The 26,206-nt window shown below is 65.5% G+C and carries 10 protein-coding genes; 6 read left to right on the forward strand and 4 right to left on the reverse strand.

Annotation, left to right across the window (positions count from 1 at the left end; translation table 11 throughout):
* Window positions 1–6 precede the first annotated feature (6 nt).
* The gene (locus DL519_RS00160; RefSeq protein ID WP_190812360.1) at window positions 7–159 is read right to left on the reverse strand and encodes a hypothetical protein; all 153 of its coding nucleotides are present in this window, start codon (window positions 157–159) and stop codon (window positions 7–9) included.
* Between the two features lie 8 nt (window positions 160–167).
* Entirely contained in the window at window positions 168–407 is a 240-nt protein-coding gene (locus DL519_RS00165; protein ID WP_190812361.1) for a hypothetical protein, read from the reverse strand.
* A gap of 584 nt (window positions 408–991) precedes the next feature.
* Here DL519_RS00165 and DL519_RS00170 point away from each other — a divergent pair.
* Entirely contained in the window at window positions 992–1,744 is a 753-nt protein-coding gene (locus tag DL519_RS00170; RefSeq protein ID WP_223838281.1) for a DUF5753 domain-containing protein, read from the forward strand.
* Between the two features lie 11 nt (window positions 1,745–1,755).
* Complete coding sequence (locus tag DL519_RS00175) at window positions 1,756–2,136, forward strand: DUF397 domain-containing protein (RefSeq protein WP_190812362.1); 381 nt, start codon at window positions 1,756–1,758, stop codon at window positions 2,134–2,136.
* 167 nt (window positions 2,137–2,303) lie between these two features.
* Here DL519_RS00175 and DL519_RS00180 read toward each other — a convergent pair whose 3' ends face one another.
* Window positions 2,304–2,771 (reverse strand): aromatic amino acid lyase, encoded by a 468-nt coding sequence (locus tag DL519_RS00180; protein ID WP_190812363.1) that lies wholly within the window; start codon window positions 2,769–2,771, stop codon window positions 2,304–2,306.
* A gap of 200 nt (window positions 2,772–2,971) precedes the next feature.
* Here DL519_RS00180 and DL519_RS00185 point away from each other — a divergent pair, with 200 nt between their 5' ends.
* Window positions 2,972–3,484, forward strand: a complete 513-nt coding sequence (locus DL519_RS00185; RefSeq protein WP_190812364.1) for an FAD-dependent oxidoreductase — start codon at window positions 2,972–2,974, stop codon at window positions 3,482–3,484.
* A gap of 310 nt (window positions 3,485–3,794) precedes the next feature.
* Here the strand turns inward: DL519_RS00185 and DL519_RS00190 are convergent, their stop codons facing one another.
* Window positions 3,795–4,604 (reverse strand): CRISPR-associated endonuclease Cas1, encoded by an 810-nt coding sequence (locus DL519_RS00190; protein WP_190812365.1) that lies wholly within the window; start codon window positions 4,602–4,604, stop codon window positions 3,795–3,797.
* 741 nt (window positions 4,605–5,345) lie between these two features.
* On the opposite strand from DL519_RS00190, the gene DL519_RS00195 reads away from it, so the two are divergent.
* The 3 genes from DL519_RS00195 (at window position 5,346) to DL519_RS00205 (ending at window position 26,057) form a co-directional block, all read left to right on the forward strand.
* Window positions 5,346–5,498 (forward strand): hypothetical protein, encoded by a 153-nt coding sequence (locus tag DL519_RS00195; protein ID WP_190812366.1) that lies wholly within the window; start codon window positions 5,346–5,348, stop codon window positions 5,496–5,498.
* Window positions 5,455–6,267 carry a YrhB family protein gene (locus tag DL519_RS00200; RefSeq protein WP_223840175.1) on the forward strand — a complete coding sequence of 271 codons (813 nt, stop codon included), beginning with the start codon at window positions 5,455–5,457 and terminating at the stop codon, window positions 6,265–6,267. The genes DL519_RS00195 and DL519_RS00200 overlap by 44 nt, the downstream gene beginning before the upstream one ends.
* Before the next feature lie 455 nt (window positions 6,268–6,722).
* The gene (locus DL519_RS00205; RefSeq protein WP_190812367.1) at window positions 6,723–26,057 is read left to right on the forward strand and encodes a hypothetical protein; all 19,335 of its coding nucleotides are present in this window, start codon (window positions 6,723–6,725) and stop codon (window positions 26,055–26,057) included.
* Window positions 26,058–26,206 lie beyond the last annotated feature (149 nt).

Consider the following 26,206-nt stretch of genomic DNA (forward strand, 5'->3'; position numbering starts at 1 on the left):
GGGTCTTCAGAGTGTGTGAAGGCGCTGGATGATTCGTTCTTTGAGCTCGTGGTCGATCCGGGCCCAGGCGGGCGACTCGGTGAACCGCCAGACGTGGTTGTCTGTGGTCGGGGCGTCGTCGGGTTCGGGGTCGACTGGGGTGCCGTCCGGCCAGCGCATGGGGGAGGTCACCGTGGCCGGCCCTTCATTTCTTTGAGCAGCGTGTTGCAGTCCTGGCATGTCTTGGCGTGAATCCAGTCCATTTCGGATGGGTTGGCCAGGGCGAAGGTGTTGCCGCGGAACGCTTCGTCGGCTGTGCCGGTGTCCAGGCGTGTGCCGGCGAAAGCGTGCCGCACGAGGCCGTAGGCGCTGGACTCGTCCGGCACTGGCAACCAGAAGTAGCGCTGCTGTGTCTGGGGCTGGGACATGAAGACTCCAGTGTTCGGGATTTGTAGGGGTGGCGGGCGGCGCGCGGAGCCCGAAGGGGCGCGCGGTGTCGGGGGCACCGCTCGGTCTCGACGCAGCGCCGCCCGCCTCATATGCCCGGCCTTTCCTGTCGGGAGGACACGGAACGGCCCGGGCGGGTCTCAGAGGTGTTGAAAGCCGCTGCTAAAAGCAGCATTTCGCCTGATCGGGTGTGGATGCACTGGGGTAGTTCAGGGCGGGCGCATCCGCGGCCTCGGCAAGAACCTTCTGCATCTCATGTCCTCAATCTCATCTCGCGTATGGCCATGAGATGAAGATATCGTGATAATCACCATTTCCTTACCCGTCTGATCGGGTAGCACCGAGCGATACCCTTCGTGGTGGAAAGGAGGGGTGCTCGCTCGGTACCAACGCCGGCACGACGCAGGGAGAGCGCCCAATGCCAATGGTCAAGATGCGTACCGCCAGGAAGCTTCTGCTGGGCCGCGAGATCGCCCACATGATCGAGACTGCCGGCATCTCGCAAGCCGACGCGGCGAAGATCATCTAGTCGAGTCAGAGTCGTATCGCTGGGTTGATCAGCGGCATGGGGACGATCTCCGTTGGTGATCTGGACCTGCTGGCGACGCGCCTCGGATTCACTGACGATGGCCACCGGGAAACGGTGCGCGAGCTGCGCCGGGACAACCACAAGCGTGGCTTCTGGTCAACCGGCCACAATCGCGCGTACGCAGAGGATCTACGACTCCTGATCGACCTGGAGAAGCACGCGGACCAGATCCGGCAGGCTGAGGTCGAGGTCGTGCCCGGCCTGCTGCAGACCGAAGCCTACGCACGCGCCATGCATGCGGACCAACCAGAGATCGATGGCGTGACCGTCGAAGACCGCGTGGCGGCGCGAGTCGCGCGCCAGGACATTCTCGACAAGCCCGAGCCGCCCACGATCCAGGTTGTCATGAGTGAGTCGTGCTTGCGCCGCATGTGGGCCCCGGCAGACGTGATGCAGCAGCAGATCGAGCATCTGATCAAGTTGTCGAACCGGCCGAACGTGATGATTCAGGTGGTGCCGTTCCAGGCTGCGCCTGGCCGCCGGTCTCCGCTCGGCACCCGCTTCACCCTGGTTCGCGTCCCTTCCCCGGGTGCCGCAGGACCACTCGAACTTGCGTATACCGAAGGTCAAGGCGAGGTTCGCTACCTGGACGACAAGAAGGCGCTTGCGGCCCATGAGACAGCCTGGGCGCGCATCACGAACGCGGCCCTGCGGTTCGATGAGAGCCGGAAGTTCATGAAGGCGATATCACGCGACTACGCTGAACAGGCGAAAAACACCACCAGCTAGGGAGTTTGCACATGAGCACGGTCCCACGACCGCAATTTGCCGAGCGGGATTTCCGCAAGGCAACCCGAAGTGAGCCAGACAAGCAGTGTGTACGGGTGGCTCGCCGGGATGGTTGGGTCGAGTTGCGTGACGACAAGACGGTGTTCGGCGCGCCGGATGACCACCGGCTGGTGTTCACCGCCGAGGAGTTCGACGCCTTCTTAGCCGGTGCTCGGGAGGGCTGCACCGAGGGGCTGTGCCTGGAGATCACCTGTCGCGGCGTGGACGGCATGTACGTGTTCCGCCGTCGCGGCTGGGCAGCCGTCGAGTTGGTGTTCACCGAAGCCGAACTGCTGGCGTTCCGGGACGGCGTCACGAACCATGAATTCGACGCGGTCGCCTACACCGCATAGGTTTTCCACAGACCGAAGGCCCAGTCACCGCGTGGTGACTGGGCCTTCATGCTCTCGCGACGGCGGCGTGCCGATGGTCGGTGAGACTTTCTGCGAACGCGTCATCGCCCTCGGCGTCGCCCACGCGGGAATGTCCCTTCGCGGGACTCGCTGACATACCGGCCGGATCAGTTGATCCGTTCGCGGGCGTAGTCGTCGAGGACGTCGGCGGCGTGCTGCACGTCCAGGTCGAGTGGACGGTCGGGGTCGATCGGGGGTACTTCGGCGATCAACCTGTCCATCACGGCGGAGCAGGCCGGGGCAGTCGGCCGGCGGTCACCGACGTGCACGGCCTGGCGCAGCGCGACCGCCAACGCGCCGTGCAGCCAGCGCAGTGAACGGGATTGATCGAGCGCGTTGAGCGCGGCCTGGGTGCCGAACGGGACAATATCCTGGTTGTGGAGATTGGTGGGCAGGCTCTGCATCGCGGCCGGGGTGGCGTTGCGTCGCATGTCGGCGACGGTGGCCGTGGCGGCGAGCTGGACACCCTGGACGCCGTGCTGTTCACCGGGGATCGTTGCCAGGACGGGTGGCAGACCGCTGTTGCGGTGCGGGTCGACCATGAGGTCCAATTGCCGCTCGGCGAGGTTGCCCATTTGGACAGTGGTGTTGGTGAGCAGGTCGGCGGCGGGATCAACTCAGTGGTCCGGTGTCAGCTCTTGCCGGATGCCGAAGTCGACGTGTTCGTCGAGTACGTCTTGCTGTCGAAGGCGCCGCTGACACCCACCCTCCGGCATGCACTTCCAGACGCCTTCGACGACAGCTTCGTGACACGATGGACCCCTCCGGCTCACTCATGGCAGCAGGCGTGTACGAGGCGCGCCGCAATTTCACCGCCGCGGCAGGGGATTTGGCGCCAGGGCTGCGGCTCGACGAGGTCGATGACTACGTGTCGGTCAGTCTCGAGTCCGCAGTGGAAAGCATCGGACTTTCCCGGACGGACTTCTTCTCCGGTTCAAAGCCTTCTCTCCACGACGTGATGCGGCGTGCAGTCGCCCACTGGCATCCCGGGTTGCGGTACCTGGTGGCCAACGTCCTGCCAAGCTCGATCGTGCCCAAGACCAACCGTGTTGTCCGGCCTGTCGCGGCTTGGCGGCTGAGCAACGTCACTGTTCTCGGCGACGCCATCCACGCGATGCCACCCATGCTTGGCGACGGCGCCAACAGCGCCCTCCGAGACGCCGGTTCCCTCGCCACAGCGCTGATCGACGCAGCCGCTGGCCGGGTGGGCCTGATCGAGGCGATCGAAGGATACGAGGACGAAATGCGCACAAGAACGTACCCCTTGCTGAAATCGGCCGGCATCTGATCATCGATGTCTGGGCACGGCCGGCGCCGCGGCGTGACCACCTCGCCACGCATCGGTGGGGTCCACAGTTTCAATTGAAACGGGTTATGAAGCAGCGGCCCATCTCGCGAGATCCGCCGCATAATGGTCTTGATCAAAATAAACGCCTTGATCCGTGCACACGCACTGTAACGGCTGATGTGAACAAGCCGCGTGATGCGTTCAAGGCGAACACGGGTGCAGATGCGGCGATGCCCCGCACCGGGGGTGCGGGGCATCGCCGCTGAGCTATCGTGTTCGGCTGTGGGGTAGACCTAGCCAGGGTGGCGGCTCACGCCACGTGGTGGCCGTTGTGCCGGCCTTCACGGCCGTTGGTGCCGGTGAGCCTGGTGGAGTCCGCCCGCTTCCATTCCTTCACGGTGCCGTTGATCAGCTTGCGGACGTGTTCGACGTGTTCGGCCAGATCAACCGCTGTTCGGGTAGCTCGCTGGTCAGTGGCCGCAGCACTCGCACCACGCCCGAGTCCTTTTTCTACGAAGTCGGTTCGCTTGAACGTCCGGTTGGTGATCAGGTGGGACACGTACGCCTCTACGGACGGGCGGGCGACTTCCACCAGGTCCAACGCCATTGATCGTAGGTAGTCGTCGGAGTGGCATACGCCCGAGTTCGGATCAATCCCGGTGACGTAGCACGCCAACACCGTTTCGGCTTTCGCCACTTCATAGCAGTAGTTCAGCATGGCGTTAGTCGGGTTGGTGGCGTTGCGGTTCGCGGTCTGCTTGGCGTTGGCGTTGTGATTGAGTTCGCTGGTGCGGGAGTCGAAGAAACGCCAGTGGTAGGGCACCTGCCCGTCGAATTGCAGCTCTAGCAGTCGCCATGAGTCGAAGTACGCTCGCGCCTCTTCCGCTTCCACGCTGCGGCACTGCCGTTGAGTCGTGCAGCCGTCGAGCCGGTGAATCCAAGTAGCCGCGTCCCATTCCGGTATCACCTGTGTGTGTCCGAGAAACTTAGCGGCCAACAGGTATTTGGTGATGTCGAGCCCCACAGAGCTATCACGCACGCACGCTTGCGCACTGTGCAGTTTGGTGTCTCGCATCGATTGTGCCGATGTGCTCATGAGCTCACCTTCGGGGTTGACCACCCGCCGCGATGACCGTGCGGCAGGATCAGGCTGCTGAGCGGGCTGGCCGGGCCTGTCGGATGAAGTGGACACGTCTATCAGGATCTCCGATCCCGCCCTCGCTCCGGTACCCGGCACTCACACCAGGTGTCTCATCTCATCCTGACAAAGAGGGGACCGCCAGAGGTCCGGGTGGTCTGGACTGACCATCTCGGGTTCGCACACGAACGCAAGCCCGGCACCATCGCGACGTCGCGATGCGGGCTCAACATGGGCAAGTCCAATACGCCACCGGCCGCGAGAGCGTGCCCCGACTGCCTAGTCCGGGCATTGCGGGAAGAGTCACCGGCCGAGGTAATGAGCGGACGTCACAGGCGCACCGCTTAACCCCAGGCACGGCCCGGTGCTGTGTCTGCTCCGACCGGAGCAGCCCCCCGACCCGGCACCGGTCCGTCGCGGACGGTTGGCGTCGTGATCCCCTCCCGCCGCCAACCGTCCGCATCCATTACGGCCCTCAAGAGGTGATAGCCAGATGGCCGATTGACCAGGTCACCACATGTCTAGAGCCTCTATCACGGTAAGGTGAGGGGAGGTGTTCAACCGTCGTGCCGACCCGAGGAGTAGCCCGATATGGCGCAAGTCCGCGTGCACCCGATACAGCTTGAGTACAGCGTTGCGAAAGACGACACGCAGAAATGCAACCTGTGTGGCGCTGAGGAACGCTGGACGTCGAAGCACCAGCCTACGGTGTTCGGAGACGCAATGAAGCGATCATTGCACCTGGTGCACCTGGTGCACCTGGTGAAGAACCACCTGCCGGACGTCCAAGCCACCTTCAGCCCCGCAGAGCGGCAGAAGGAGAAGTGGATTGATGCTGGGCAAACGACCGCCACTGTCGGGCAAGCCGAAGGATGAGTTCGATCGGGACGCCGACACGGAGCAGGACGACGCCGAGGTAGCTGAGCTTGTGGTGGCGCGTTTTCACCGCCCGCAAGGTGATTCCGTCGGCGGGCTGCTGCCGTGGGAAGTCGCGGCGGACGAATTCCTCCGGGCCGTCGAGAAAGCGGACGCGTGGCTGGCGTACCGCTACGATGGCGAGGTGGAGCTTGTTTCTCCTGATCCGGCCGACGAGACCGAGCGTGGCTGGCTGTTCGCCTGCACCACCCGGAGTTTCCAGCAGAGTGGCGACTGGCGCGATCAAATGCTCGACGCGGCCCTGGTGGTTCCGAAAGCAGCTGGTGAAGAGCCGTTCGGCCTGCCCAACCGTGATCCGTGGGCGTGGCTGGACGACTGGAACGCCGGAAAACCGGGGTTGATGCCACCGCCGGAACCCGCGCAGGCTGGGTGGTTCGGCCCTATGGTGGCCGAGCTCGGCCCCGTGGTCGGTATCAGCGTCCAAGAGCATTGGTTCGGGGTTCTGGAGGAGATCGCCTCTTTTCCCGCGCAAACCCAGGCGCTGGTGTGGCTGCGCAGGAAGGACACCCGGGGCCGGGAGAGCGTCGGCCACCTGTTGTTGGCTGTGAACGATACCGACGGTGTTCAACTCTTTGATCCGATGGACGGGCGTGCTCAGCCGCTCATCGAGACCGCACCGTTCGAGTTCCGGGTCATGCGCTTTGGCTCGCGAGTACGGATACGTGTTGTAGCTCATCTTTCGCTCACGTGCATAGCCCGTCGCGAGTGACATCTTCGTGGATTCGAGTGGCGTGGTGAACCTTGCTGCTTGAAGGAGCCGTGTTTTCGTTGTGGGAGGTGTGACTTGGTTTCGGTGCCGGGCGGCTGAGGCCGTCCGGCTACCAGGTTTTTGCGCGTCACCGCGCCGGTGGATCAAAAGGCTGATTCCCGCGTTCGTCGTTGCTGCCTTGGATTTTGGCGGCGCTGGGGTTGGGTGGTTGTGATGTTTTCGTCGATCATGGTGCCGGCGGAGGTGCGGCGGCTTTTTCAGGTGCTGACGGGTGAGGATATGACGGATGCGGATGAGGGTGTGTTGTTCGCGGTGGCGGATGCGTTGGAGTCGGGTGCGGTGGGGGTGGCGGAGATTGAGGGGCTTTTGCGGGAGTTGGTGGGGAAGGTGCGGACGGAGTTTTCGGGGAAGGCGGCGGACCGGTTTGCGGGGGGTTGGAGGGTTTTGATGGGTTGTTGTCTTCGGGTGGGGGGGCGTTGCGGGAGTTGGCGGTGTTCGTGCGGGATCTGGCGCGGCAGGTGCGGTATTTGAAGTTGGTGACGATTTATGGTCTGGAATTGTTGTTGTTGGAGATGGCGTGGGCGGTGGCGATGGCGGGGGCGACCGGTGGCGCGTCGATGGCGTGGCTGGCGGCGCGGATGGCGGTGATGCGGTTTTTGTTGTCGCGGTGGTGGGGCCAGTTGTTCATGCGGTTGGCGATGGCGGCGGCCGGTGGTGTGGCGTTCAACGTGCTGCCGGATCTGCAGGCCCAGCTGCAGATGCTGGGTGAGAAGTCGGGTGACAAGTGGGATGGGAAGCTCAGCGAGCAGGCGGCGGGAATGGGGGCGTTTTCGGCGTTGGTGTCGCTGCCGTTGTCGGCGGTGGGTGGTCTGGTGGGCAACGCGTTGACGAAGGTGTTGGTGCGGGGGCTGGGTGATGAGGTGGATTCGGCGATTCTGGAGGCGGCGGTGAGGCGGGCGGTGGCCGAGCACGCGGAGAAGTATCCGGTGTCGGCGATGGCGCGCTTCGCGGATGCGGTGAGCAAGAGTCTGGATGATTATGCGGGGATGTCGGTGCGGGCGATGTGGGCGGCGCGGTTCGCGGATGAGCTGGGGGATGCGTTCGAGGGTGCGTTGTCGGAGCTGTTCGGGGAGGTGGGGTATCAGGCGGCCACGGGTGCGCCGGTGGACTGGAACTTGTGGGCGCTGACGGCGGGAGCGTCGGAGTCGGTGTTGAGCGCGCTGGGCACGGTGGCGGGTTTGGTGTTGCGGGGCAAGCTGGTGCCGGAAGGCCCGAGCCCGTACCTCGACGACACCGGCCACGACGGTCGGGACAGTGATAGCGGTGATGCGGCGGGTGGGGAGAAGACCCCGCTGCTGGAGAACGCTTCCGGGTCGCAGACAGGTGAGGTTCCTGGCTCCTCGGGCAGTGTGTTCACCGCCTCCGACGCCTCCGACGGATCGGATGGATCGGATGGATCGGATGCCTCCTCGGATGTCTCGGATGTGGACTCTGTCTTTTCGGCCGGGTCGGTGGATTCGGATGCGGTGTCGGTGCTTTCCGGTGGGGTTCCGGTGGTGTCGGGTTCGGTTCCGGCCCCTGATGGCGTGGTCGTCAAGGACGGCAAGGACGGCGTGTTCGACCCATCCGGAACCTCGGATATGTCTGATGTGGACTCTGTTTTCCCGGTGCCGGGCACCGGGAAGGTGGACTCGGACGCGATGTCGGTGCCCTCCGGCAAAGACCCCGTGGTGTCCGCTGTTGAAGACAGCAAGGACGGCACACACAGCGCGCACGGCGCGTACAGCAAGGACGGCGCGTACAGCAAGGACGGCGCGTACAGCAAGGACGGCGCGTACAGCACGGACGGCGCGTACAGCACGGACGGCGCGTACGGCAAAGACGGCGCGTACAGCACGGACGGCGCGGGCAGGCCGGGCGGGGACGCGACCGGTGGTGTTCCGGTGGTGCCGGGTTCCGGGCGGGACCGGCCGGGTACGCCGCCGCCGGCATATTCGTATGAGACACCGGGTTCTGGTCCGGACAGGCCGGTGACGCCGCCTCCGCCGTACAGTCCGGTTGCCGGTGGCGATCAGCGCGTGCCCGGCGATCGGGCTATGCCCGGGGTGTCTGGTGTGGATGGTCACGGTGTGGATGGTCGTGGTGTGGCTGGGGACCGGCCGGTGGATGTGCTGGACTCGCAGGCGCCGGATTCGGTGGGGGAGAGGTCCCCGACGGGTATCCCGCATGGTTCTGGTGTGGATTCGGTTGCGGGGCGTGGGGATTGGCATCGCGGGGATGCTGGGGCGGGTTTGCCGGATTCGGCGGTGTTGCCGGCGGATACGGGGTCGCAGGCGGTGCCGTCTCTGCAGCAGGACCCGGTGGCGGTACTGCCTGCGGGCCTGCCGGCGGACGCGGTGCGGGTGCCGGTGCCGGCGAGTGTGGTTGCCGGTGGCGGGTTGGTGGGGTTCGTGCGGGATGGTGTTGCGGGCTCTGCGGGCGGTCCTGTGGTGCTGGTCGCCCACGGTGGTGCGGGTGCGGGTGTGGTGGTGTCGTTGGGTCAGGGTTCGGCTCTGGCGCGGGGCCTGGGGCGGAATGTTGTCGCGGTGGCGCCGGGGCCGGAGGGGCGCGGGTCGCGGTGGACGGTGTTCGCGGCGGATGGTTCTCGTCCCAGGCCGGTGGGCGGGCCTGGTGTTGTGGTGCCGGCCGGGGGACGCGAGGAGTTGTCCGGTCTGGCGGAGGCCTCGGCAGCGGTTCCGGATTCCGGTGAGAAGACGGTGGCCCCGGACGAGACACCGGCCGCCCAGACGACCTCGGTGGTCGGGGAGGTACAGCCCGCGGCAACGGCCACGTCCGGGGCGGACATGACGCGGGATACCGGTGGGATACCGGTGGGGAAGTGGTCGCCGTCAAATTTGGGCCGCGAGATCGCCCGGGCGAAGCACGAGGGCTGGTCGGATGATGACAAGACGGCGGCGGCGCGGATTGTGCAGGGCACGCATGACGTCCGGCGGTTGGCTCGTGGGGATGCTGCCGTGTCGCTGCGGGATGTGGTGGCGCTGGTCGCGGCCAAGTACCACGAGCTCGGCCGGGATCACGAGGACCAGGTGGTGGAGTTTTCCCGGGCGTTGGCGGACGGGCTCCGTATGCGGGGCAGCGGGCTGAGTGTCCGAGCCGGGGCAGGACAGGAGGATCAGGCAGCGGGACGATCAGGGGAGGATTCCGCTGAGGATGGGTCGGAGTCCGCCGAGGTTGACATCGATCGATTCTTGGATGAGCAACAGGCAGAGTTGCTGGAGCGGCTTGATCGCTTGAGAGGAGACGCGGAGCCGTCCGGGGGCACATTGCCCGCCGAGGGGCCTGCTGTGGACGGTGGTGCTGTCTCGGTGGGGGGCGACGTTGCCGCGCAGGATCAGGATGGTGTCGCTGTCGGTGTGACGGACGGGCAGCGGGCCGACGGTGACGCCGTCGAGCGGAGCGTGCCATCCCGTACGGCGGATGAGTTTGTGACGGACAACATCCCCGATGGTTTACCCGATACCGCTGTTGTGAAGGACAACACCCCCGATGGTTTCAACGGTTATGGCGTTGGCAGATCGGGCCCGATGCCTGGTGTCAGGCCGGATCCGGATTCCAAGGATTTGAGTTCGATTGAGAAAGGCGGTCGGGATGCCGGGACGTTCGGGGATCGCAGTCCGGTTGAGCCCAACGACGGGATCGACTCTCGGCTGACCAATAGCGACTCCGCGAGCGACGATGGCGCCCAGTCGTTGGATGGCGACGATGGCGAGATACCGGCTGTTCAGGACGACGCCCCGAGGGCTCCTGCACGGGATGCCCAGCCGAGCCCTGGCGGGCGCACTGAAAGCTCGGGCCGCACCAGCCGGTCCGAGGACCAAGTATCCGCGTCCAGTGTGGACAGTGGGACGAACTCTGATCCAGGTGCGGTTCCGCGACCGGAGGATCAGGGATCAGGGGAGTCTGCTGCGGCAGCCGAGCTGAGTGCGTTGATCACTAACGCGAACGCTGGGCTCGACTCTGTCAGCGGTGATGGTGCCCGGTCGTTGGACGGTGGTGGTTGGGATGCGGGGACGTTCGGGAGCAGCAGTCGGGTTGAGTCCGATGATGGGGCCGACTCGTGGCTGACCAGTATCGATTCTGTCAGTGGTGATGGTGCCGGGTCGTTGGACGGTGGTGGTTGGGATGCGGGGACGTTCGGGCGTCGGAGTCCGGAGCCTGGGGATGGGGTCGGTTCGGGGGTGGGCGATGGCGATTCTGTCAGTGGTGATGGTGCCCGGTCGTTGGACGGTGGTGGTTGGGATGCGGGGACGTTCGGGCGTCGGAGTCCGGAGCCTGGGGATGGGGTCGGTTCGGGGGTGGGCGATGGCGATTCTGTCAGTGGTGATGGTGCCCGGTCGTTGGACGGCGACGATGGGGTACCGGCTGTTCAGGACGACGCCCCAAGGGCGCCTGCGCGGGACGCCGAGCCGGGCCCTGGCGGGCGCACTGAAACCCCAGACCGCACCAGCCGGCCCGAGGAACAAGTATCCGCGTCCAGTGTGGACGGTAGGACGAACCCTGATCCGTTGGTGCAGAGCTTGCGGGAGTCCTACGAGGTTGCGCAGCGGAAGTTGGAGGAGGCTCGACAGGACCGCCAGCAGGAGGTGGACGAGGCGTTTGCTCGCGCGGACACCATTTTGGGTCCGACGCTTCGGGAGTACCTGATGGCTCGGGTGCTGATGGCGCATCAGTACCTGACGTCCCCGAATGATCGAGTTGCTGCGGAGGGACTGCGTGTAGAGCTGCAGCGCCAAATGAGCCGGCTGACGCAGATAAGTGCGGGCGCGGATCCGGAGCCAGGTGCGGTTCCGGGACCGGAGGGGCAGGCAGCGGGGCGGACGCCTTGGGCGAGCAGAAAGAAGGCGCGGGAGCAGCACGTTGCGGAGCTGAATGCGTCGCTGAAGGAGCTGGTGGATCGGCAGGGGGATTTGGAGGCGTTGAAGAAGCGGGGGGAGTGGGATGAGGCTCGGCGGGCGGAGTTGGATGCGCTGCCGGGGCGTATCGCGACGGTGCAGGCGGAGTTGGACACGATTGCGAACGACGAGGCGAACAGGAAGGCAAGGCGTGCAGAAGCTGAGAGGAAGCGTTGGGTCCGTAAGAAGGGGGAGCTGGAGAAGCGGGTTGCGGAGCTGAATGCGTCGCTGAAGGAACTGGAGGCTCAGAAGGCGACGTTGGAGGAGTTGCAGGGGCGGGAGTGGGATGAGGCTCGGCAGGCGGAGTGGGATGCGCTGCCGGGGCGTATCGCGACGGTGCAGGCGGAGTTGGACACGATTGCGAACGACGAGGCGAACAGGAAGGCAAGGCATGCAGCAGCTGATAGGAAGCATCGGGCCCTTACGCACGGGGAGCTGGAGGCGCGGGTTGCGGAGCTGAATGCGTCGCTGAAGGAGCTGGAGGATCGGCAGGCGAGGTTGGAGGCGTCGAAGAAGCGGGGGGAGTGGGATGAGGCTCGGCGGGCGGAGTGGGATGCGCTGCCGGGGCGTATCGCGACGGTGCGGGCAGGGTTCGACACGATTGCGAACGAGGCGAACAGGAAGGCAGGGATTGCAGCAGCTGCGAGCAGGCGTTACGTCCGTAAGAAGGGGGAGCTGGAGGGGCGGGTTGCGGAGCTGAATGCGTCGCTGAAGGAGCTGGAGGCTCAGAAGGCGAGGTTGGAGGCGTCGAAGAAGCGGGGGGAGTGGGATGAGGCTCGGCAGGCGGAGTGGGATGCGCTGCCGGGGCATATCGCGACGGTGCGGACGGAGTTGGACACGATTGCGAACGACGAGAAGAACAGGAAGGAAAGGGATGCAGCAGCTACGCGGAGACGTTACGCCGGTACGAAGGGGGAGCTGGAGGAGCGGGTTGCGGAGCTGAATGCGTCGCTGAAGGAGCTGGAGGCTCAGAAGGCGACGTTGGAGGTGTCGTTGCAGGGGCGGGCGTTCGATCCGGTTCGGGATGCGATTTTGGAGGCGCTGCCGGGGCGTATCGCGACGGTGCGGACGGAGTTGGACACGATTGCGAACGGCGAGAAGAACAGGAAGGAAAGGAAGGCAGCAGCTACGAGGGAGCGTTGGGTCCGTAAGAAGGGGGAGCTGGAGGAGCGGGTTGCGGAGCTGAATGCGTCGCTGAAGGAGCTGGAGGCTCAGAAGGCGACGTTGGAGGAGTTGCCGGGGCGGGGGGAGTGGGATGAGGCTCAGCAGGCGGAGTGGGATGCGCTGCCGGGGCGTATCGCGACGGTGCGGACGGAGTTGGACACGATTGCGAACGACGAGAAGAACAGGAAGGAAAGGAGTGTAAGGAATACAGCAGCTTCGAGGGCCCGTAAGAAGGCGGCGCGGGTTGCGCAGGCGCGGGCTGCGGAATTGTCTGGTGGGGGTGGGTCTTCGCCTGCTGGTGGGCCTGCTGCCGTTGTCGACGCTGTTGATCCTCGGGCTGCTGCGAAGCAGAACCTGCAGCCCTTGAGCCACGAGGCCCCAAGGGCTTCTGCGTGGGACGCCGAGCCGGGCCCTGGCGGGCGCACTGAAACCCCAGACCGCACCAGCCGGCCCGAGGAACAAGTATCCGCGTCCAGTGTGGGCGGTGGGACGAACCCTGATCCGTTGGCGCAGAGCTTGCGGGAGTCCTACGGGGTTGCGCTGAGTGAGTTGGCGGAGGCTGACGAGGACAGGCGGAACGAGGCGTTTGCTCGCGCGGACAGCATTTTGGGTCGGACGCTTTGGGAGTACCGGCCGGCTCGGGTGCTGATGGCGCATCAGTACCTGACGTCCCCGAATGATCGAGTTGCTGCGGAGGGACTGCGTGTAGAGCTGCAGCGCCAAATGAGCCGGCTGACGCAGATAAGTGCGGGCGCGGGTCCGGGGCCAGGTGCGGTTCCGGGACCGGAGGGGCAGGCAGCGGGGCGGACGCCTTGGGCGAGTAGAAGGGAGGCGCGGGAGCAGCACGTTGCGGAGCTGAATGCGTCGCTGGAGGAGCTGGAGGCTCAGAAGGCGACGTTGGAGGAGTTGCCGGGGCGGGGGGAGTGGGATGAGGCTCGGCAGGCGGAGTGGGATGCGCTGCCGGGGCGTATCGCGACGGTGCGGACGGAGTTGGACACGATTGCGAACGAGGCGAACAGGAAGGACAGGTATGCAGCAGCTCGGAGGAGGCGTTACGCCGGTACGAAGGGGGAGCTGGAGGCGCGGGTTGCGGAGCTGAATGCGTCGCTGGAGGAGGTGGAGGCTCAGAAGGCGAGGTTGGAGGAGTTGCCGGGGCGGGGGGAGTGGGATGAGGCTCGGCAGGCGGAGTGGGATGCGCTGCCGGGGCGTATCGCGACGGTGCGGACGGAGTTGGACACGATTGCGAACGACGAGAAGAACAGGAAGGAAAGGAATTCAGCAGCTGGGAGGAGGCGTTACGCCGGTACGAAGGGGGAGCTGGAGGCGCGGGTTGCGGAGCTGAATGCGTCGCTGGAGGAGGTGGAGGCTCAGAAGGCGAGGTTGGAGGCGTCGAAGAAGCGGGGGGAGTGGGATGAGGCTCGGCAGGCGGAGTGGGATGCGCTGCCGGGGCGTATCGCGACGGTGCAGGCGGAGTTGGACACGATTGCGAACGACGAGAAGAACAGGAAGGACAGGATTGCAGCAGCTACGAGGAAGCATCGGGTCCGTACGAAGGGGGAGCTGGAGGGGCGGGTTGCGGAGCTGAATGCGTCGCTGAAGGAGCTGGAGGCTCAGAAGGCGAGGTTGGAGGCGTCGAAGAAGCGGGGGGAGTGGGATGAGGCTCGGCAGGCGGAGTGGGATGCGCTGCCGGGGCATATCGCGACGGTGCGGACGGAGTTGGACACGATTGCGAACGACGAGAAGAACAGGAAGGAAAGGGATGCAGCAGCTACGCGGAGACGTTACGCCGGTACGAAGGGGGAGCTGGAGGCGCGGGTTGCGGAGCTGAATGCGTCGCTGAAGGAGCTGGAGGCTCAGAAGGCGACGTTGGAGGTGTCGTTGCAGGGGCGGGCGTTCGATCCGGTTCGGGATGCGATTTTGGAGGCGCTGCCGGGGCGTATCGCGACGGTGCGGACGGAGTTGGACACGATTGCGAACGGCGAGAAGAACAGGAAGGAAAGGAAGGCAGCAGCTACGAGGGAGCGTTGGGTCCGTAAGAAGGGGGAGCTGGAGGAGCGGGTTGCGGAGCTGAATGCGTCGCTGAAGGAGCTGGAGGCTCAGAAGGCGACGTTGGAGGAGTTGCCGGGGCGGGGGGAGTGGGATGAGGCTCAGCAGGCGGAGTGGGATGCGCTGCCGGGGCGTATCGCGACGGTGCGGACGGAGTTGGACACGATTGCGAACGACGAGAAGAACAGGAAGGCAAGGAATGTAAGGAATACAACAGCTTCGAGGGCCCGTAAGAACGCGGCGCGGGTTGCGCAGGCGCGGGCTGCGGAATTGTCTGGTGGGGGTGGGTCTTCGCCTGCTGGTGGGCCTGCTGCCGTTGTCGACGCTGTTGATCCTCGGGCTGCTGCGAAGCAGAACCTGCAGCCCTTGAGCCACGAGGCCCCAAGGGCTTCTGCGTGGGACGCCGAGCCGGGCCCTGGCGGGCGCACTGAAACCCCAGACCGCACCAGCCGGCCCGAGGAACAAGTATCCGCGTCCAGTGTGGGCGGTGGGACGAACCCTGATCCGTTGGCGCAGAGCTTGCAGGAGTCCTACGGGGTTGCGCTGAGTGAGTTGGCGGAGGCTGACGAGGACAGGCGGAACGAGGCGTTTGCTCGCGCGGACAGCATTTTGGGTCGGACGCTTTGGGAGTACCGGCCGGCTCGGGTGCTGATGGCGCATCAGATCCTGAATTTCCCGAATGATCGAGTTGCTGCGGTGCAACTGCGTGTAGAGCTGGAGCGCCAAATGAGCCGGCTGACGCAGATAAGTGCGGGCGCGGGTCCGGAGCCGGGTAGGGACGCGATGGGCGTCGCGGAGTCTGCTGTGGACGGTGGTGGTTGGGATGCGGGGACGTTCGGGAACCGCGGGCGGGTTGAGTCCGATGATGGGGTCGGTTCGTGGCCGGGCGATAGTGACTCTTCCAGCGGTGATGGTGTCCAGTCCTCGGGTGATGGTGGTTGGGATGCGGGGACGTTCGGGCGCCGGAGTCCGGAGTCCGATGACGCGGAGAGCGACTTCGATGAGGCCGAGTTCGAAGAGACGGTAGGGCCAGCGTTGCTGAAGCGGCTTGAACGCTTGAGGACTTCGGACGATGACGGGGAGCCGTCCGGGGACCCGACGCGTGCCGCGGGGTCTGTTGTGGACGGTGGTGCTGTCTCGGCTGGTGAGAATGGTTCGCGTCGTCGTCAGGCTTGGCCTGGTGTGTGGGCGGACCAGGATTTCTCCGCTGACGGTGGTGCCCGGTCGTTTTGGGGTTCGTCCGGTTCGGATGCCGGTCGAACCGAGACCGAGCTGACCGAGCAGACCGAGCTGACCGAGCAGACCGAGCAGACCGAGCTGTTCGATGGGACGGATCGGATCGAACAGTCCCGCGTTTTCTCCGATGACAGCGAGCCGCCAAACCAACCGGCGGTTGCTCAGGCGCGGGTTGACGGTGTCGATGCCGACCGGGACAGACCTCGGTTGCGGATTCCCGGTTATCTCCGCCGTGGCGAGTCGCTGGGCCCGGCGTCGCAGATCGCTGAGACGGTCGGAGCGGGTCGGGTCGTGGAGGCGGTGGAGGGTGTGGTGCCCGAGGGCATCGATCCGGTCGGTATCGAGTGGGTGGAGCATGTCGTGCGGAAGCAGATCCGCAGCTTGGTTGGTAAGGGCGGGGTGTTCGAGGTCGGTGGTGTGTCGGTGCGGGTGCAGGCGGAGGAGTTCGACTGGCGAGGCAGCGAAGCTGTGGATGCAGAGGCCGCCGAGCAGTCGGCGACTTCGGCTGCCGATCACAAGGCGGGCACGATGAATGCGTCTAGTCATCGGCCGCGTTTCCGGCAGTTGTTCTTCGTGCCCGCCGTGCCGGGTCTTTACGCTTTGGGTCTTGTCGACGTGCCGACTGGCTTGGCTTCGAACCGCGTCACGAGCCATGCCGAAACGCACAGCCAGTCGATGCGCATCGCGCTGCCGGAGCGCGCAACCTCGGGTAGTGACAGTGAATACGCCGGCTCACAGCAGGTGTACGTGCCGGTGACGTTCCGGGTTTCCCGGGTTGACGAGGACGGGCACAGCATTGGTCCTGTCGTGATCGTGGGTGGGCGCGGTCATCCCGAGGCGGGCCCGGTGGGCACCGTGTTGAGTGTGCCCACGGGATTGCGGCCGATCACGCGTGCACGTGTTGTGCCGATGCCGGGTGAGTTGCCTGCTTCGGTGTTGGAGGACGCTACGGTCAGGGAGTTGACTCGTGGTCGGTATCAGGGCAAACCCTTGCGGGCGAAGACGAAGTCCGGGCGGCCGCCGACCATCTATGATCAGGTGGCCGCCCAGCTTGGGTCGCTGGATGAGGACTCGCGGAAGGCCCTGCGGAAGTTCCTGGGTCCCGACGATGTCAAGCGGGTTTTGCTGGACATGCGGGTGAGTGCGCGGGCGGAGGCCTCCGATCGGGGCTGGGTTACGTTGGAGACGCCGCTGCGCTCGGGTAACTGGTTCAAGCGCCTGCTGTCGGGCCGGACGCAGGGTGTGCAGATGCGGGCCGTCGCCAGGCAGGTCGCTTACCTCGAGACGATGGACAAGGCACCGTTGGAGTCGGCCTTCGAGGATGGCACCAAAGCGGTGAACGTTCACGGTTCGGGGCGTGAGGGTGAGGGCTCGGGGTCGGCGGGGCCCGGCGTGGACGTCGGGGTGGTCACCGCGGCGGCGGGGCCTTTTGCCGCGGCTGGTGGCGGCCGCAGCCGTGACCAGGAGTTCACGACCGCGTCGAAGGTCGGTGACACCGCTTCCCGCGAGGTCGAGATCGTTCGCTACCGCACTGTTTACGATCTGCAGGTCCGCGGGCCCGGTCGGTCCCCGATGACGTTTGCCGACGCCGTCGATGGCTTGCACTGGACGCCGTCGGAGTTCGCGCGGGAAGCGGGTCTGCTGGGAGAGGACGGCCGGCCGCATCCGAATCGCGCGGCTGATATCACTAGCGCGGCGCTGGAGGCCAGTGGTGCGGGGGCGAAGCTGGCCAGGATCCTTCGCGATACGGCGCATGAGATTCCGGGGCATCACCGGTGGGGGCGTTGGCGCAACACTGATCTCGTGATCGATTTTGATGATCCGAAGCTGGCCAGGGGGATCTCGGGCAAGGCCCACGAGCAGCTGGCGCGGGGTCATCAGATCGACAGTTCGCTCGCGGGCGAGACGTTGTCGTCCCCGCGGGTGGTCGAGGAGATGCTCACCGATCAGGCCGCGTCGATCGAGATGGTCGAGCATGGTCGGGGACACGACTATCACGTGTCGTTGAAGGTGGCGGCGGAGGTGGTGGGCGAAGTCCGGGATTTGGGTGCGGTCGACGAGGCCGATGCCGGGGTGACGATGTCCGAATCGGAGTCGGTCAAGCAGAGCAGGGGTGTGTCGTGGAGGGCCGGGGGCGGTTTTGTGGGCCGTGTCTACTCGGTGGTGGCCGGCCAGTTCTCCCTTGTCACCAGCTACCACAAGTTGGGTTTCGACCGGAGCAAGTCCTCGCACGTGGGGGAGGACACTTCGTTGTCCTTCGGCGGTGATCGGGGCACGGAGCCGGCTGCCACGGGTGGCGTGGGCGCGCAGCCTCGCAAGCGGCTGGCCTTCCGGGTGCGGTACACGGCGTCGGGGACGCACTGGCAGGAATGGAACCAACTGGTCAAAGGTGTGACGATCGGCAGGCCGGGGATGCACACGCCGGCGGATCATCCGTTGCCGATTGTGGACACTTCGGCCCAGGAGGAGGGCCGGGATGCGGGTGTCGTGGAGACCGACATCGTGGTGGAACTGCCTGTGTGGCAGGCCGACCAGCTCAAAGCCCAGTTGGAGGAGCTGCGCGCCGCTGCCGTCAAACCCGTCGAGTCCACCTCGGTTCCCTATGACGATGAGGCGATGCGGCAGGGCCTGTCCCGGGTTTTCGACGGTATGCCGGTGGTATCCGAGCATGGTTCCAAATACATTCGAGAATCGGTATTCCGGCAGCTCCGGGAACTTTCTGGGCACTCGAACTGGGAACGCGGCAACAACAGGAACCTGATCGATCGCGGGATCTCGCTCAACGGCTTTCGGGGGAATCCGCGTGCCTTGAGTAAGAAGTTCCGGATTGACGGGCTGAACGTGACGACGAAGCGCCGCCGGGAGCAGCGTGCTGTGGTCGAGTATTCGCGGATGATGCGAAACCCCGAGCCGGTGCTGGATGGTGACGGTAATCCGGTCAAGATCTGGGAGCGGCCGACGCGGTCGGTGACCGGTGGACGCACCACCGGTAACAGCAAGGCCGGCACCTTCCTCTGGTCGAACTCCATTGAGCCCGCGATGATCGCGGTGGATGACAACACTGACGTCGCGTCCGGTTTGGCCATCCAAGAGTGGGTCCCGGGGTCCGGCAGCTACCGGCGTGAACGGGGACATGCGATCGACAGCAGCCTTACCCGGTCGGAGACGGGGAAACCGCGCGAACTCCACCTGGTCACGGTGGATGTCGTGAATACCGTCGGCGTCGAGGTCGAGACCGTGGGCAAGATCGACAAACCCAAGTTGTTCAAGGGCAAGCCGCTCGCCCGCTCCGCCCAGCGGTTCACGCTGCCTGCGTCGATGACGGTGTTGGTGGACGACCGGCAGTTGCAGGAGCTCCAGACCAGGCAGGCCGAGTTCGAGGCGCACCGAGCACGCGAAGCGGGCATGGAACCGGTGGTGGTGTCCACTGAGGCGCTGGAGGCGCCCATGGACGTGGTGAAGGTTCCCCACGGGCACACGCTGGGCTCCCCGTCCTGGAGCCGAGGGGTCGCCGAGCCGGTGGATTTGAGCGACCTGATTCCGTTGCTGCGCCAGCAGATTTCCGAGCGACCCGAACTCGGCCCCGACGCGGCCGACTCGCTGCTGCCGGTTTCCGCGCAGGGCACGCCCTTGGGCAACGACCGCACGGCCGAGCAGTTCCTGTCCAATGTGCAGGCCAAGCTCGGCGACCTCGCCAACGGGGGTGCCGGCACACAACTGCGGTGGGAAGGCAGGTGGAAGGGGCGCACCTACGAACTTCATGTGGGGGCGGAACTTCTGGGTGAGCCGGAGGTGGAGGGGATCAAGCACGGCGGGCTGGCGACGGCCAGCGTGGCGTCCATCGCCGCAAGTAAGATCCGCAGTCTCACCACGGTCTTCCTCGAAGTCATGTCGGGTGCGATCCCGGGCGTGGTGATGGTGGCGCCGGATTCCTCGGGGGGAGCCGGGTCGGCGGGCAGCGAATCGATCCCGCAGCATGGACCGGGATTCGGCAGGCTGGGTCTGGGATTCATCCACTTCGCCGAATGGCTGAAGCAGGTTCGTAGCCGCACGCAGACCCCGACCACGAGTTACACGAGCTCGGAGACGGTCTCCGGTGCGTTGGCAACGCATCGCGCCGAGGTGCTCTTCGACGTGCGCATCGAGCGCCAGGGGGAACGGATCGCCGCAGCCCCGGACCATCGCATCATCGGGGTGAGCACGGCGGTCGAGGACACCCTGCCCGAGGATTTGGCCCAGCGGTCCCGTGCGGCGGAGATCACCGATCTGACGGTATCGCAGGCTACGGAGGAGGCCATTCAGCGCTGGAAGACCGACCACGACGCCGAGGTTCTGCCCGGGGACGGGAAGTTCCGGGCGGTGGAGTTCCGCGGGCGTGTCGAAGAGGTGATCGCGGCCGCCGAGCACGCGATCACCTCCGCGGGGGGCTCGGTGAGCGCGGAGGCGCGCCGGAGTTTGCGGGCGTGGTTCACCGCGCACCGCTTGGAGGCGCTGCTCGGCCCCTTGACAGATCCGGAACCCAAGCCTGTGCCGGTCGATCTGCCGCCCGGACTGGGCGTGAACCTGGACCTCTACCTCAAGATTCCGGATCGGGGCGCGCTCTCCTCGACGAGCGGACGAATCAAACTGGATGGCTCGGCGCCGAACAGCCGTTCGGCCGAGGAGCACGTGACCGGCTCGGGCAGCGGGCATGCCGTGCTCGTCGCACCGTTTTTCGCCGGGGGTGTCTCGCACCCTGAGGGAGCGAAGACCTACGAGGAAGGCCGGCACGAGTTCGGCCAGGCCGGTGACTGGAACATTCCGCTCATTTCCCGCGGTGGGCATGAATCCGAAACCGAACACCGAGCGGAATCCGAGACGGCCGGCGAATCGATTCCCAGCGAGAGTGCGGACTCTCCGTTGAAGGACATCACCAGCACCTGGTTGCACGGCGCGGAGTTCCGCCTGGTCGCCACCCCCGCTGAGCACAGCATCGGCAAGCGGCGAGCCGGCGTCAGCGCCATGTTCGGGGCCGGTTACGTGATCCGCCGCAGCGACCGCGGTAACGAGCTGCCGGCCGGGCTGGTGGCCGCCACGAAGGAATTCGCCGAACGGGACCAGGAATGGACCTCCGCGAGCGACCAGCAACGCGCCGCGCTTTTCACCCTGTCACAGGCCACGCAAGCCGAACAACGGGCTGATCGGGGGGAGCTGCTGGCTGCCGCGGTTGGCAAGCAGACGGCGCAGCAGGCTTCGGATGCGGCGGGCACGCGTACACAGGGCGCGGAACACGCGTGGTGGCAGGCCAAGCGGCACTACGAGACCCAACTTGCCCACGCCCGGACCGATCCGGCGCTGGCGGGTGCCCCAAGCGATGCGAGCCTGACGATCAGCGAAGATCCGCGGTTGCGGTTGCAGAACCGCTACGCCTTGTTCCCGGTGGTGCGGAAGGCCGTCGACGCGAAGCGGGAGGGACGCCGGCCCCGCGCCCGCTACGTCGTGCGCGGCGATCTCGCCAGAAAAACCGATGGCACATCGCAGGCCGTGCAGGATTTCTCCTTCGTCGCGAACGACCTGCGAGGCTGGCTTGACCTCGCGCAGCCGGATGTCCCCAAGGGGGACCGTTTCGGGGCCGACGCTCTCGGGCTGATCGCAGCGCCGCAGCTCCTGCACGCCGAAGGACCGACGCGGGTGGAGATCTGGGTCGAGCCGGGCCCGCTCGTGCGTGATCCCGCGGAATCCGAGGTCAGTCCGAACGGCCTTGGGCGGACCCGGGAGGACTTGCGGCGTGAGGCGGAGCGGTCGAGGCCGGTCTTCAGCGATCTCAGTGCGCTCGGGCAGGAGTCGTTGCGGTGGCGGGCGGAGACGGTCCTGACCAGGGACCACGATTTCCGTGCCCTGGGCGCTCGGACCGCGGAGGAGCTTCTGGCGTTGCGCAACGACATGGCGGCGGTGCTGGCGCGTCCGCTGTCACAGGATGACCAGCGGCTGGCCGACGAGCTGTCGCGGAACCTGGCACAAGAATTCCACACCGCTCGGCGCACATCGATGCGCCCGAGTCCGAAACCGGAGGCGGCCAAGACAGTTCAGACGCCGAACAACGGTCCCGCAAAATCTGCGGACCGGCCGGGACCGTCCCACGAGACGGCGAAACCGGGGCTGGAACCGATCCAGGAGGAACAACCGGAGCCGGATGGCGCGCGACGGCGCCTGTCCGGGACCGATGAAAGGCGGGCAAGCCAGATTGCCTCCACCGCGACGGACTCCCCTACGGACGGCGATCCGGTACGCAACGCGTCGGCTTCGGTCAACGAGCAAGCGCTCAAGGAACCGGAGGGGCCGGTGGTGTTGCCGGCAGACGGTTCCAAGCTACGGCGCGAGGGCTGGGGGGCTGGGCTGCCCACCGAGGTGACAGGTCCGAAGCGTCAGCCTCGCGTTCAGCCGGTGGCTGGCAGGAAGAGGACCCGGCAGGAGGCTGGCGAGAGTTCCGAGGCGCCCAAGCGGCGGCAGGCGGAAGAACCCGCTGGCGGGGGCGATAGGTCCGCGCCGACCGATCGGACAGCAGACCCGGATCAGCGGATTGCGGCGGAATTGGCGCGGGCGGAGCAAGCGACTTCGGAGCAGCAGGAGGAGCCGACGCCGCCGGAACAGACGAACAAGGATCAGAAAAAGAAAAGTAACGCGATGTGGCGCCGGAATAATGCGGAAAACATTGCGGATTATAACGCGGAGACTAACCCGAATCGTAATCGGGGTGAGATTAATAAAAAGCGGGCGGCTCGCCGTCGGCGGCCGGCTGCGAAAGTTGCGGAGTTGTCAGCGTTGCCTGCTCAGACTCCGAATCGGCAGGCCAAGCTCGATTTGTGGAAGAAAATAGATGCGGACCAAAAGGAGGAAAATCGGCTGAGCGTCCGGGTACATCGGGGGAAAAAGGAAGAGTTGGAGTTGAAGGCGACGAGGGACAGGCTGAAGGAAAATAGGGCGGCGTTGACGTCGATGGAGGACCGGGGGGAGGCTGGGGCTGGGGGGATTGCGAGAAAGGACGCCGCCCGGGTTGCGGAGTTGAACGGGCGGGAGACGCTGACTAAGGACGAGGCGAAGGAGTTGGCGAAGCTCGGGCCGAAGGTGGCGAAGCGGCAGCAGACGCATAGGGAAGCTAACGCGAGATATAAACGGGCGAGCAAGGACGCCGCCGCCGACGCGATTGAGAAGTTGGAGGAGTTGGAGAAGCAGCGGCGGCTGACTCCGGAGCAGCGGGCCGAGCTCAATTTGCGGAAAGAAATAGAAACGGACGGAAAGAAGGAGAATTCGCTGAGAGTCCAAGTATCGACACGGAAGAAAAAGACTAGGGAGATCGAGGCGTTGCGGCGGCCGACCGAGGCTGAGCGGGGCGAGCTGCGTACGTTGCGGGACAACGTGGCTCGCCTTGATGGGGAGTTGAAGGCGACGAGGGACAGGCTGACGGAAAATAGGGCGGAGCTGAAGTCGATGCAGGCCAGGGGGGAGGCTGGGTCGGGGCGGGTTGCGGGTTTGGAGGTAAGTGGGCAGCAGGACGAGCAGAGTGCAATTGTGTTGAGCGGATCGGAGTGGACTGGGGATGATCGGGATGAACAGAATGAATGGGACGCGCGGTCGGATGGGAGCGTCGATCTCGATGCGTGGCTTGATCCGGAGCTGGCGGATTCAGATGTGCCGCAGGATGCGGCTTTCCAGGCGGAGTGGGAGGAGTCGCAGGAGGAGTTGGACGAGGCTGAGGAGCAGGTGGAGGGTACGACCCGCGATGAGGGGCAGGATTTGCGGGTGGTGCAGCTGCGGGAGTCGCTGAAGCAGGCTGAGTCTGATCTGGCTTCGTTGGAGGCGTTGCCGGGTTGGGACGAGATTCTGGGGGCGGAGTTGGCGACGTTGCCGATGTTCGATCGGGGTTTGCGGGGGGATTGGGAGACGGAGCAGCAACGTATCGAGGCGTTGCGTGCGGAGTTGGCCGAGATTGTGGGTGACGAGCGCGAACCGGCCGGGGAACACGTGGGTGAGTCTCGGGAGGGGCAGGCTGCGGCATCCGTGCCGGCTGTGATTGCGGAGTTGGCCGAGGTGGCGGGTCGAATGGAGCGGCATTTGAGGGCGATGCCGCCGGAATTCAATCCGGGCCGTGTGCGTGAGAACGTCGAAACTGCGAAGCAGTGGGTGCAGCGGGGACAGTGGACTCCGGCGGAGTTGCAGACAGTCGAGTCGCGCTTGGGTGACATGCAGGCGGTGGAGAGGAAGTTGCACAACCGTCTCCTGGCAAAGTTCCTGGAGGGGGTGAACCGGAACAATTATTCTTCCGGTGGCGAGCCTTTCCAGGTGAATTGCCTGGAGGCGTTTGTGGCGTTCCATAATTCTCTTAAGTTCGATCAGCAGTTTGTGGCGGGGCCGACTGGTGGTGATCGGGATCCGGCTCGGTTGGAGGTGGCGGCCGGTGGGCGGGCCCGGCGGTTTGGTGATGTTGCTGGGGCTAAGCAGTACGTGGGGAGTGGGCCGGTGGGTGTGGCTGTGCCGGTGATCTACCAGCGACCGGACGATAGTGCGCATCTGATCGCTGCGGTGCATGCCGGAGACCGCGATGGGCAAGAGGTGGTGGATCTGTGGGATCCGCAGAAGGGGGAGAAAGTCGAGGAAGCCGATGTCTTGGCTGCGACCGGGGTGTGGGTGATTCCGGTGCTGGAGGTGGGACCGGGTCGGGAGATGGTGTTGCCGCCCGATGGTTCCCGGCTGCGCAGCCAGGACGGGGGAACCGGGTTGCCGACCGAGGTGACAGGTCCCAAACGCCGGGGTGTGTCTGGGGCGGTGGCAGGGGGAGCCGGCACGAAGAGGATGAAGAGGACACGGGAGGAGGCTGACCGGAGTTCTTCCAGGGCGTCCAAGCGGCGGACGGTTGCAGGAACCGCTGGGGTTGATTCCGGGAATCAAGGCGGAGAGGGCGATGGGTCCGCGCCGACGGATCAGGCAGCACAGCAGGGCCACCGGAGTGCGGAGCAGAAACAGAGAAGGAAGGAACGCGACGCGGCGCGGTACCAGGCGAATAAGGACGCCGCCGCCCGGGTTGCGGATTTGAAGGGGCGGGAGAAGCTGGCCAAGGAGCAGGCGGACGAGCTGGCGAAGCTCGAGTCGGCGGTGGCGACGTGGGAGAGCAAGAAGAAGGAACGTAACGCGACGGATTACCAGACGGAAAAGGACGCCGCCGCCCGGGTTGCGGATTTGAAGGGGCGGGAGAAGCTGACTAAGGAGCAGGCGGACGAGCTGGCGACGCTCGAGCCGAAGGTGGCGAAGCGGAAGCAGACAAATAGGAAAGCTGTCAAGAAGTATGCGCGGGCGAGAAAGGCCGACGCCGACGACGCGATTGCGAAGTTGAAGGAGTTGAAGGAGCAGGGGCGGCTGACTCCGGAGAAGCAGGCCGAGCTCGATTTGCGGCAGGAAATAGAAATAGACGCAAGGCAGGAAGATCGGCTGCAGCCCAAAGTATGGAGACTGAAAAAAAAGATCAAGCCGTTGGAGGCGTCGACGCAGAGTATCGAGGTTGAGGGCAGGCTGCCTACGTTGCGGGACGAGGTGGCTGAGCTGGAGGCGTCGTTGACGAAGACGAGGGACAGGCTGAAGAAAAATAGGGCGGCGCTGAAGTCGATGCAGGCCCGGGGGAAGGCTGAGGCGGGGCGGGTTGCGGGTGTGGGGGCAGGTGGGCAGCAGGATGCAATGGTGCCGAGCGGGGTATCGGAGTCGGCTGGGGCTGAACGGGAAGCGTCGCCGGATGGGGACGTCGATCTCGTTGAGTGGCGGGAGGAGGCGCAGGAGGGCGTGGACGAGGCTGAGGAGCAGGCGGGGAGTATGACCCGCGATGAGAGGGAGTTGCGGGTTGCGGCGGTGGAGGCGGCGGTGTGGCAGTTCGAGGCGCAGACGGCGGAGTTGGAGGCGTTGCAGGAGCTGGCGTGGGATGAGGATCGGCAGAGGCAGTTGGAGGCGTTTCGGGAGTCGGGTGCGGTTTTCCAGGCGGAGTTGGAGGCGTTGCGTGCGGAGTTGGCCGAGATTGTGGGTGACGAGCGCGAACCGGCCGGGGAACACGTGGGTGAGTCTCGGGAGGGGCAGGCTGCGGCATCCGTGCCGGCTGTGATTGCGGAGTTGGCCGAGTTGACGGGTCGAATGGAGCGGCATTTGAACACGATGCCGCCGGAATTCAATCCGGGCCGTGTGCGTGAGAACGTCGAAACTGCGAAGCAGTGGGTGCAGCGGGGACAGTGGACTCCGGCGGAGTTGCAGACAGTTGAGTCGCGCTTGGGTGACGTGCAGGCGGTGGCGAGGAAGTTGCATAACCTTCGCCTGGCAAAGTTCCTGGAGGGGGTGAACCGGAACAATATTCTTCCGGTGGTGAGGGTTATCGAGTGAACTGCCTGGAGGCGTGTGTGGCGTTCTATAATTCTCTTAAGTTCGATCAGCAGTTTGTGGCGGGGCCGGCTGGTGATCGGGATCCGGCTCGGTTGGAGGTGGCGTCCGGTGGGCGGGCCCGGCGGTTCGGTGGTGTTGCTGGGGCTAAG

It is taken from the genome of Saccharopolyspora pogona, assembly GCF_014697215.1.
GTDB lineage: Bacteria > Actinomycetota > Actinomycetes > Mycobacteriales > Pseudonocardiaceae > Saccharopolyspora > Saccharopolyspora hattusasensis.

Coding starts and splice junctions, on each gene's coding strand:
- DL519_RS00160 (WP_190812360.1), bottom strand. CDS start 159: ATGCGCTGGCCGGACGGCACCCCAGTCGACCCCGAACCCGACGACGCC.
- DL519_RS00165 (WP_190812361.1), bottom strand. CDS start 407: ATGTCCCAGCCCCAGACACAGCAGCGCTACTTCTGGTTGCCAGTGCCG.
- DL519_RS00170 (WP_223838281.1), top strand. CDS start 992: ATGGGGACGATCTCCGTTGGTGATCTGGACCTGCTGGCGACGCGCCTC.
- DL519_RS00175 (WP_190812362.1), top strand. CDS start 1,756: ATGAGCACGGTCCCACGACCGCAATTTGCCGAGCGGGATTTCCGCAAG.
- DL519_RS00180 (WP_190812363.1), bottom strand. CDS start 2,771: ATGGGCAACCTCGCCGAGCGGCAATTGGACCTCATGGTCGACCCGCAC.
- DL519_RS00185 (WP_190812364.1), top strand. CDS start 2,972: ATGGCAGCAGGCGTGTACGAGGCGCGCCGCAATTTCACCGCCGCGGCA.
- DL519_RS00195 (WP_190812366.1), top strand. CDS start 5,346: ATGAAGCGATCATTGCACCTGGTGCACCTGGTGCACCTGGTGAAGAAC.
- DL519_RS00200 (WP_223840175.1), top strand. CDS start 5,455: ATGCTGGGCAAACGACCGCCACTGTCGGGCAAGCCGAAGGATGAGTTC.